Annotated in this window: 9 protein-coding genes, 1 rRNA gene and 1 riboswitch; of the genes, 1 reads left to right on the forward strand and 9 read right to left on the reverse strand. The window is 44.9% G+C overall.

Annotated features, from left to right (window positions below):
* Positions 1-14 precede the first annotated feature (14 nt).
* The 8 genes from purF to purE all read right to left on the reverse strand — a co-directional run bounded on the left by purF (position 15) and on the right by purE (position 8,257).
* Complete coding sequence (gene purF, locus HNQ34_RS11035) at positions 15-1,427, reverse strand: amidophosphoribosyltransferase (protein WP_183254484.1); 1,413 nt, start codon at positions 1,425-1,427, stop codon at positions 15-17.
* Positions 1,403-3,628, reverse strand: a complete 2,226-nt coding sequence (gene purL, locus HNQ34_RS11040) for a phosphoribosylformylglycinamidine synthase subunit PurL (protein WP_183254486.1) — start codon at positions 3,626-3,628, stop codon at positions 1,403-1,405. Before purL ends, purF begins: the two co-directional genes overlap by 25 nt.
* Complete coding sequence (gene purQ / locus HNQ34_RS11045; protein ID WP_183254488.1) at positions 3,612-4,298, reverse strand: phosphoribosylformylglycinamidine synthase subunit PurQ; 687 nt, start codon at positions 4,296-4,298, stop codon at positions 3,612-3,614. The genes purL and purQ overlap by 17 nt, the downstream gene beginning before the upstream one ends.
* Complete coding sequence (purS, locus tag HNQ34_RS11050) at positions 4,295-4,549, reverse strand: phosphoribosylformylglycinamidine synthase subunit PurS (protein ID WP_183254490.1); 255 nt, start codon at positions 4,547-4,549, stop codon at positions 4,295-4,297. Before purS ends, purQ begins: the two co-directional genes overlap by 4 nt.
* Positions 4,550-4,554: 5 nt before the next feature.
* Positions 4,555-5,265, reverse strand: a complete 711-nt coding sequence (gene purC, locus HNQ34_RS11055) for a phosphoribosylaminoimidazolesuccinocarboxamide synthase (protein ID WP_183254492.1) — start codon at positions 5,263-5,265, stop codon at positions 4,555-4,557.
* Between the two features lie 76 nt (positions 5,266-5,341).
* Entirely contained in the window at positions 5,342-6,634 is a 1,293-nt protein-coding gene (gene purB / locus HNQ34_RS11060; RefSeq protein WP_183254494.1) for an adenylosuccinate lyase, read from the reverse strand.
* The gene (gene purK / locus HNQ34_RS11065) at positions 6,631-7,782 is read right to left on the reverse strand and encodes a 5-(carboxyamino)imidazole ribonucleotide synthase (RefSeq protein ID WP_183254496.1); all 1,152 of its coding nucleotides are present in this window, start codon (positions 7,780-7,782) and stop codon (positions 6,631-6,633) included. The genes purB and purK overlap by 4 nt, the downstream gene beginning before the upstream one ends.
* Positions 7,769-8,257, reverse strand: a complete 489-nt coding sequence (gene purE / locus HNQ34_RS11070) for a 5-(carboxyamino)imidazole ribonucleotide mutase (RefSeq protein WP_183254497.1) — start codon at positions 8,255-8,257, stop codon at positions 7,769-7,771. The genes purK and purE overlap by 14 nt, the downstream gene beginning before the upstream one ends.
* A 106-nt stretch (positions 8,258-8,363) precedes the next feature.
* A riboswitch (purine riboswitch) is annotated at positions 8,364-8,465 on the reverse strand.
* A gap of 483 nt (positions 8,466-8,948) precedes the next feature.
* On the opposite strand from purE, the gene HNQ34_RS11075 reads away from it, so the two are divergent.
* Positions 8,949-9,395, forward strand: coding sequence for an Hsp20/alpha crystallin family protein (locus HNQ34_RS11075; RefSeq protein WP_183254499.1), 447 nt, complete (start codon positions 8,949-8,951; stop codon positions 9,393-9,395).
* Between the two features lie 185 nt (positions 9,396-9,580).
* Here HNQ34_RS11075 and rrf read toward each other — a convergent pair.
* A 5S ribosomal RNA gene (gene rrf, locus HNQ34_RS11080) occupies positions 9,581-9,697 on the reverse strand.
* Between the last annotated feature and the right edge of the window lie 315 nt (positions 9,698-10,012).

Below are 10,012 nucleotides of genomic sequence, written 5' to 3' on the forward strand. Positions count from 1 at the left end.
TTTAAAGCCCCCTTTTACTGTTTTGACGTTAGCTGCAGCCATTCTGTATATGTCTTAGTCGGATACGTTCCGGTAAAACAAGCCATACATTGCCCATGACACTGCGAGTCTCTCGAGCGACCAATTGCCTCAAGCAATCCTTCTTCGCTTAAAAACGCGAGCGAATCGGCACCAATCATTTGCCGAATTTCCTCAACCGAATGAGTAGCCGCCACTAACTCTTCTTTTGTCGGCGTATCGATGCCATAAAAGCATGGATGTGTAATCGGCGGTGAACTAATGCGCACATGCACTTCCGTCGCTCCTGCTTCCCGAAGCATCTTGACGATCCGCTTGCTTGTTGTTCCCCGGACAATGGAATCATCAACCATGACGACTCGCTTCCCTGCGACGACGCCACGCACAGGCGAGAGTTTCATTTTGACCCCTTGTTCCCGCAGCGCTTGCGACGGCTGAATAAATGTCCGACCTACATAGCGATTTTTAATTAAGCCGAGCTCATACGGTATCCCTGTTACTTCAGCGTAACCAATCGCGACCGAGATGCTTGAATCAGGTACCCCTGTTACAACGTCCGCTTCTACTGGCGCTTCGAAAGCAAGGCGCTTGCCTAAATTTTTGCGGGCTGTATGAACGTTAATGCCGTCGACATTGCTGTCAGGCCGCGCAAAATAAATGTATTCCATGCTGCAAATCGAACGAACTCTTTTTTCAGCATAGCGTTCTGAATGAATTCCTTCCTTGTTGATAATGATAAGCTCGCCTGGTTCCACTTCACGTTCATACGTCGCACCTACGGCATCAAATGCACACGTTTCGGAAGCGACCACATAAGCATTGCCGAGACGGCCGATCGAAAGCGGCCGAAATCCTTGAGGATCGAGAGCAATGTACAACTCTGTTTCCGTTAATAGAAGAAATGCAAAGGCCCCTTCCAAATAAGTAAGAGCCACTTTAATTTGTTCTTTTAACGTAGGTGCCATGCTGCGGCGGATTAAATGCGCAAACACTTCCGTATCGGATGTCGTTTGAAAAATGCTGCCTTGTTGTTCAAGACGAAGTTTTAGCTCAGCAGCATTGACTAAATTGCCGTTATGCGCCAACGCAATGCTTCCGCTTTGCGAACGGAACAACAGGGGCTGAACATTTTCATAGCCCCCGCCTCCCGCTGTCGCATAGCGCACATGGCCGATCGCAGCTGCTCCGCTTAATTGTTGAAGCTCCCCGTTGCTAAACACTTCCGTCACCAATCCAAGTCCTTTATGTCCTTTTAATGTTTCGCCATTAGCTACAACAATTCCGGCGCCTTCTTGGCCGCGATGCTGCAAACTATGCAAGCCGTAATATGTCAATTGCGCTGCTTCATCATGTCCCCAAATGCCAAAAATCCCACATTCCTCGTTTAAGCCTTTGATTTCAGCAAGCATGGAATAGCTCCTTTCCATACGCTTCTCATTTGTTCAACCGAAAGATTCACGACCGCTTCGCCATGCTCATTTTCGATGCGAAGCGTGCCCTCATCAGTCACTTCACCAATTTTTTTTGCTTCCACCAGCTGTTCAAATGTAGCCTGATGCTCTTTTTTCACAGAAACGACGAAACGGGATTGCGTTTCGCTGAATAATTCTGCGGCAAGATCACCGCTTATTGTCACCTTTGCTCCTAGTCCGTTTGCGTTCATTAAACACTCGGCTAACGCAACAGACAATCCGCCTTCAGCCACGTCATGAGCAGAAGCAACCACTCCTGCGCGAATCGCGGCAAGAAGCGCTTGTTGACGCTGTGCCTCTACTTCTAAATCGATGCTTGGCGCTTTGCCAAAAATGCGGCCTTCTAGCAGTTTTTGCAATTCGCTGCCGCCAAATTCTTGTTTGGCTTCCCCAATTACATAGATGATATCGCCTGCCTGTTTAAAAGTTTGAGTCGTCACATGATCCAAGTGTTCGACTAACCCAACCATACCGACGACCGGTGTTGGATATACCGCTTCACCGTTTGTTTCGTTGTAAAGCGATACGTTTCCGCTAATAACCGGTGTCGCAAGCGTGCGGCACGCCGCACTCATGCCATCGACCGCTTTTTCCAGCTGCCAAAAAATTTCCGGTTTTTCTGGAGAGCCGAAGTTTAAGCAATCGGTAATAGCAAGCGGCTTAGCTCCCGAACAAACGACGTTTCGCGCCGCTTCCGCTACCGCAATTTTCCCGCCTGTTTCCGGGTCTAAATAAATATAGCGGGAATTGCAGTCGGTTGTCATCGCCAGCGCCTTTTTCGTGCCGCGAATGCGAACGACCGCTGCATCCGAACCTGGAGCGACTACGGTATTCGTGCGCACCATATAATCATATTGGTCATATACCCATTCTTTGCTCGCAATCGTCGGTTGCGCTAATAACGAAAGCAACGTTTCTTCATAGTTTTCGACATGCGGCACGTAATCGATCTGTTGAAACTCACGGTAATAAGCCGGTTCTGCTGATGGCTTATGATAAACAGGTGCATCTTTTGCTAACGCATCAACCGGAATTTCCGCAACCACTTCTCCATGAAAATAAAGGCGAAGCATTTTGTCATCCGTTACTTTGCCGATCGCCTTTGCCTCAAGTCCATACTTGGCAAATAAATCACAAATTTCTTGCTCACGGCCTTTTTTCACGACAAGCAGCATGCGTTCTTGCGACTCGGAAAGCATCATTTCATACGGCGTCATCCCTGCTTCACGCTGCGGGACAAGGTCTAAATTCATTTCAATGCCGACGCCTGCTTTGCTCGCCATTTCAGCCGAAGAACTTGTTAATCCTGCGGCTCCCATATCTTGAATGCCGACTAATGCATCTGATTTGACGACTTCTAAGCATGCCTCCAGCAGCAGTTTTTCCATAAATGGATCGCCCACTTGCACAGCCGGACGTTTTGCTTCCGATGCTTCTGTTAATTCTTCAGAAGCAAATGTCGCGCCATGAATGCCGTCGCGTCCTGTTTTCGCCCCGACGTACATGACCGTATTGCCAACGCCTGACGCCACCCCGCGCTGAATGTCTTCATGGCGGATCAAACCGACGCACATCGCATTGACAAGCGGATTCCCTTCATATGCCGCATCAAACTGCACCTCTCCACCGACAGTTGGGATTCCTACACAGTTTCCGTACCCAGCGATGCCCGCAACGACATGTTCAAATAAATATTTCACGCGCGGAGACGTTAATTCCCCGAAACGAAGTGAATTAAGAAGCGCAATCGGGCGTGCGCCCATCGAAAAGACGTCGCGAATAATGCCGCCGACCCCTGTTGCTGCTCCTTGATACGGTTCAATGGCAGAAGGATGGTTATGGCTTTCAATTTTAAACGCTACCGCCAATCCGTCCCCAATATCGACAATGCCCGCTCCTTCTCCCGGACCTTGCAATACGTGTTCTCCTTCGGTTGGAAATTTTTTTAACACAGGTTTAGAATTTTTATAACTGCAATGTTCCGACCACATCACTGAAAAAATGCCTATCTCCGTATAGTTCGGCAAGCGGCCGAGAATGCGTTCCACCATCGCAAATTCTTCGTCCGTCAATCCCATTTCGCGGTATAGCTTTTCTTCCTTAATCGTTGTTGGACTTGGCTCAAGAAGTAACGACATGTTTCACCCTCCAGTATTTCACGATTGATTGGAACAGTTTCAATCCGTCCGCACTGCCGAGCAACGCATCGACCGCCCGCTCCGGATGCGGCATCATTCCAAGTACGTTCCCTGTTTCATTCATAATGCCCGCAATATTTTCTAAACTTCCGTTCGGATTTTCGTCGTGGTAGCGGAAAATGATTTGCCGGTTTTCGATCAGCTTGGTCAGCGTTTCCTCGTCGCAATAGTAATTGCCTTCCCCATGAGCGATCGGAATCGTAATCACTTCTCCTAGCTCATATAGCGATGTAAACATTGTTTCATTATTTTCTACCCGCAACGTAACAGGGCGGCAAATAAATTTCAAGCTGTTATTGCGGCGCATCGCCCCTGGCAACAACCCCGCCTCTAATAAAATTTGAAACCCGTTGCACACACCGAGAACCGGTTTTCCTTCATCAGCCGCTTTTTGGATCGCTTTCATCACATTCGAAAAACGGGCAATCGCCCCTGAACGAAGATAATCGCCATACGAAAAACCGCCCGGTAGCAAAATGCCGTCAAACTCATCAAGGTTGTCGGCATCGTGCCATACGTACGCGACTTCCTCTCCTAACTCATCTTTAATCGCATGATACATATCAACATCGCAGTTGGAACCCGGAAATACAATCACGGCAAATTTCACTGGACGACTACCTCCTCAATTTCGTAACGGTAGTCTTCAATGACGGTATTCGCTAATAGCTTTTCGCACATTTCACGCACGATCTCTTCAACGTTTCGTTCGCTTTTTTCAATCACAAGCTCCATAAACTTGCCGATTCTTACATCTTGCACTTCGCGATAAGACAAACTATGCAGCGCTCCTTTCACCGCCGTCCCTTGCGGATCCAACACGTTTTCACGCAGTGTGACATATACTTTTACTTTGTACATTCTGTTTATCCTCCTAATCTTTGTAAAATAACTTCATATGCATCGGCTAAGTTCCCTAAATCTCGACGAAATACATCTTTATCGAATTTTTCATTCGTTTCCATATCCCATAAACGGCACGTATCAGGTGAAATTTCATCCGCTAATACGATTTTCCCTTCCGCATCGAACCCAAATTCGAGCTTAAAATCAATCAAGCGGACATGACAGTTTTGAAAATATTGGGTGAGGATCTCATTGACCTTTAAAGCATATTCCTTCAAAACAGCGATTTGTTCTGAAGTAGCTAGCTTTAAAATGGCAATGTGGTCTTCCAACAAAAGAGGGTCGCCAAGTTCATCATTTTTGTAATAAAACTCAATCAGCGGTTTTTCTAGGCTTGTTCCTTCGGCGATGCCAAGCCGCTTTGCAAGACTTCCAGCAACATAGTTACGGACAACAACTTCAAGAGGAATAATCGTTACTTTTTTTACAAGCTGTTCTGTTTCAGATATTTTTTGAATAAAATGATTATCAATGCCTGCGCTATGGAGTTTAGAAAATAATAAACTGGTGATTTCATTGTTTAAACGGCCTTTTCCAGCGATTGTCGCCTTTTTTTCTCCGTTAAACGCTGTAGCGCTATCTTTATATTCGATCCAAAGAACGTTCTCTTCATCCGTCATATACACTTTTTTCGCTTTTCCTTCGTAAAGCAATTCCAATTTTTTGACCATACGAAAGGCCTCCTAGACAGAATATTAGGAATTTTCCTTTGATTGCATAGGTAAGGAAATCCTTACCTATGCCTCCTTACAATCCTAACCGTTCAAAAATCGTATCGACATGCTTCAAGTGATAGTTGTAATCAAAGCAATCATCGATCTGTTCTTTCGTTAAGCGGTTCGTAATCGTTTCGTCCGCTTCAATTAACGAACGGAACGGCACTTGCTTTTCCCACGCTTCCATCGCTTTCGGCTGCACTAAATCATATGCTTCTTCGCGGGTCATTCCGGTATCAATGAGGGCGAGCAAGACACGCTGCGAATAAATGAGTCCGAGCGTCCGGTCCATATTCCGTTTCATATTTTCCGGGAACACCGTTAAGTTTTTCACAATATTCGCAAAGCGGTTCAGCATATAGTTTAACGCAATGGTCGCATCCGGCAAAATAATGCGCTCTGCTGACGAATGAGAAATATCGCGTTCATGCCATAACGGCACGTTTTCATAAGCGGTCAGCATATATCCGCGGATCACCCGCGCCATTCCTGTCATATTTTCTGAGCCGATCGGATTGCGCTTATGTGGCATCGCCGAAGAACCTTTTTGGCCTTTAGCAAAAAACTCCTCGACTTCGCGCGTTTCGCTTTTTTGCAGCCCACGAATTTCTACCGCAAATTTTTCAATCGATGTCGCAATTAATGCCAATGTCGCCATATAATGGGCATGGCGGTCACGCTGCAACGTTTGCGTCGAAATCGGCGCCGGCTCTAATCCAAGTTTTTCGCATACGTATTTTTCAACAAAAGGATCGATGTTCGCATACGTCCCAACCGCACCGGAAATTTTCCCGATGCGCACCGTTTCCGCTGCCTGTTTGAACCGCTCTAAATTCCGTTTCATTTCCGCGTACCAAAGCGCCAGTTTCAAACCAAACGTCGTCGGTTCCGCGTGAACGCCGTGCGTGCGCCCCATCATCACTGTATATTTATGTTCTTGTGCTTTTTCCTTTAACACCTGAATAAAGTTTTCAAGATCGCGAAGTAAAATCTCATTTGCTTGCTTTAATAAATAAGATAATGCTGTATCGACGACATCCGTCGATGTTAAACCGTAATGCACCCATTTTCGCTCTTCGCCTAACGTTTCAGAAACAGCACGCGTAAACGCTACGACATCGTGGCGTGTTTCTTCTTCAATTTCTTTAATTCGTTGAATGTCGAATGAAGCATTTTGACGGATTTTCTCGACATCCTCTTTTGGGATGACACCAAGTTCCGCCCACGCCTCACACGCTAAAATCTCCACTTCTAGCCATGCTTTGAAACGATTTTCTTCCGTCCAAATCGCTCCCATTTCCGGTCTAGTGTACCGTTCAATCATTGTGATCCTCCTTCTTTTTCGTTCCAAATATGCAAGGCGTTAATCGCCTGCAACGCTTCCTCCACCGTTTCAGCAAGCACCGTGACATGCCCCATTTTGCGTTTTTTCTTCGCTTCTTTTTTGCCGTATAAATGAAGATGCATGTTTTGGAATTTCGGAATGTTGTCAATGACCGGCTGCATATGCTCTCCTAAAATGTTAACCATCACCGCCGGCGTCAACAATTTCGTGCTTCCAAGCGGCCAATTGCAAATGGCACGAACGTGCTGTTGAAATTGAGACGTTGCACAAGCATTAATTGTATAATGACCGGAATTGTGCGGTCTAGGGGCAAGTTCGTTAATGTAAATATCCCCTTCTTTTGTCAAAAACATTTCCACCGCTAACGTTCCGATTAGTTCAAAATGTTTCGCCAGCGTTTCGGCATATACGATAGCTTTTTCTGCAATATGTGGAGAAATTCGTGCAGGAACAATCGTTTGATGCAAAATGTTGTCCACATGAATATTCTCGCCAACCGGAAAGACGCTCATATCTCCCAATCCGTTTCTTGTGACAATAACGGAAATTTCTTTTTCAAAAGAAAGCCAGCTTTCTAATACACAAGGGCCGGATTGCAATAAGAGCAACGCTTTCTCGATATCTTCCTTGCGGCGAATGACAGCTTGTCCTTTCCCGTCATATCCGCCGCGGCATGTTTTCAAGACGCAAGGAAGTCCGATCGTATCGATGCCGCTCCGCAGTTCTTCGGAAGAACGGACTTCGATGTAAGGAGCGACCGGAAGCCCCGCATCCGTAACGGCCTTCTTTTCAGTCGCCCGATCTTGAGTGATCGCTAGCAAATTGCTTCCTTGAGGCACACGCGAATGCTCCACTAACCACTCAAGCGCTGCCGCATCAATATTTTCAAATTCATACGTAATCACATCGCTTACATCGGCTAACCTTTTGATCGCTTCAATGTCATTATATTCCCCTGTAATTTCAATATCGGCTACTTGACCGCATGGAGAATCGGAAACAGGATCAAGCACCGCCACCCGAAATCCCATTTCTTTTGCCGAAATCGCCATCATTCTGCCGAGTTGGCCGCCTCCGATAATTCCAATCGTCTGGCCTGGAATGATTGTTTTTTTATTCAAGATCATCACTGCTTTCTAATACTTCTTGACGAATACGCTCTCTTCTTTTTTTCAAGGCTTCCATATATTTCGGTTCATTAATTCCAAGTATCGATGCGGCTAAAAGCCCCGCGTTCGTCGCGCCTGCTTTGCCGATCGCTACCGTTGCCACCGGCACACCGCCTGGCATTTGCACAATCGATAAAAGAGAATCCAAACCGTTCAACGCTTTTGATTGAACAGGCACACCGATAACCGGAAGCGTTGTTTTGGCCGCGACCATTCCTGGCAAGTGTGCCGCTCCTCCCGCTCCGGCAATAATCACTTTAATTCCTCTTCTTTCCGCTGTTTCTGCATATTCAAACATATAGTCAGGCGTTCGATGCGCAGAAACAACTTTTTTCTCAAACGGGATCCCTAGTTCTGTTAATATATCACATGCATATTTCATCGTTTCCCAATCCGACTGGCTCCCCATAATCACACCAACAAGCGGCTGCATCTATTTTCACCTCATTTTTTAACCATATAAAAACCCAGAACAAGCGTTCCTCTCCCAAGGGAAAGCATCGTTCTGGGCATAACTTGGCCATAGAAAGGCAAAAAGCCGTTCCGATCCTTTCCCTCATAGTCCAATAATTTACGGTTATTGGGTAGAAACTTTTGGGCCATATTCCCAAGATTATATGAGGGAATGTTATTAAAGTTACCATTATCTTATCAATGTTTTTGCAAAAATGTCAACATAAAATCGAACATTTATTAAAAAACTAAAATTAATGTTCGGATTTTCCGTTATTTCACCAATTGACATCCTTAACATATGATAAAATAACAGGCGTGTTGATTAACCAATAAAAACCAGTTTAGATGACTCTATTCCTAGCTTTTCTGCCGGCGTCGGCAAGCGATTCGCTTGCCGACTGGGCATGCGTATATAGCATGCCCTCCTCGAACAATGAATGCTTTGCGGGCAAAAAAGTGAGCCCACTGGCGTTCTTGTTCAAGGGATGTGGCAGAAAAGCTTGTGTTCAGCCATACGATTTTGTATTTTTAAGTAAAATAACGGATAATCAACACTCGTGATAAAATAACACGACTGTCAGTTACCGATCGTTAAAAAACTGAATCACAACGATAGATCGGGATGTTACAACCAAGATTTTTACACGGAAGAAAGGAGGCGAACGCTCATGAAAACAAACCCGTTCGGTTCATTTCCTGACTGGACAAAGCAGTGGGAACATTTTTTTAATCATGATTTTTGGGGGAATTTTCAACCTTTTTTCCAAAACAACAAAAAGACACCCAGCATCTCTGGAGTCAATATATATAAAAAAGACAATGAATTGTTGATTGTTGTTTGTTTGCCCGGTTTAGAAAGCATAGATCATGTCGAGCTATATACGTATTATAAAACATTAGAAATTAAAGCAACGATTAATTTACAGTTTAAAGGATTTGAATTAGTCGAAGAAGGAATTTTTCAAGGAACATGGGAAAAGACAATTCCCCTGCCGTTTGCTGTAAAAGAAGAGAGGGTTGAAGCGACGTATCACCACGGGTTATTAATGATTCATCTTCACCGTTTAATTCCAGATAACCGAAAAAAGCGGATTGAAATTAAAAAGCTCGAATAATAAAAGCGACTAACCTCTAAAATAAAAGGTTAGCCGCTTTTCTTTTGTTTTAGCACCTAATTTTCTGCCACGGTGCTTTTATTTTATGGGGGAGAGGATTTCTTTAAAACGGCGTTAATAAAAACGCAAAATTTGCTGGACAAAAAAAGTTAGAGAACTGATCGAACGCTCTCTAACCGCTGTCCGCCTAGCAACGTCCTACTCTTGCAAGGGCGCTGGCCCCGACTACCATCGGCGCTGGAGAGCTTAACTTCCGTGTTCGGGATGGGAACGGGTGTGACCTCTCCGCTATCGTCACTAGGCTTATTTTCTCAAACAGACAATTTTTATTATAAATAAGTTATCTTACTATGTCAATATTTTTTATTCCTCGAAAAACTTTCTGATATTTTACAGCAACTTTAACAATATACCACCATCTTCTTTTATCAGTCAACTATTATTTTCGTGGTGATTTTTATACTTTAGTGCTGATCATGACAAACGAGGATGTCCGAAAAGTTCTGGGACATCCTCTTCTTCCGTTCTATTCTCTTAAGAATACAAAGTATGCAAGGAAAATAAAGAACAGTATATAGAGAATCGGATGCACTTCTTTGCCGCGCCCTTTTAAAATC

The organism is Anoxybacteroides tepidamans, assembly GCF_014201465.1.
In the GTDB taxonomy this organism is placed as follows: domain Bacteria; phylum Bacillota; class Bacilli; order Bacillales; family Anoxybacillaceae; genus Anoxybacteroides; species Anoxybacteroides tepidamans.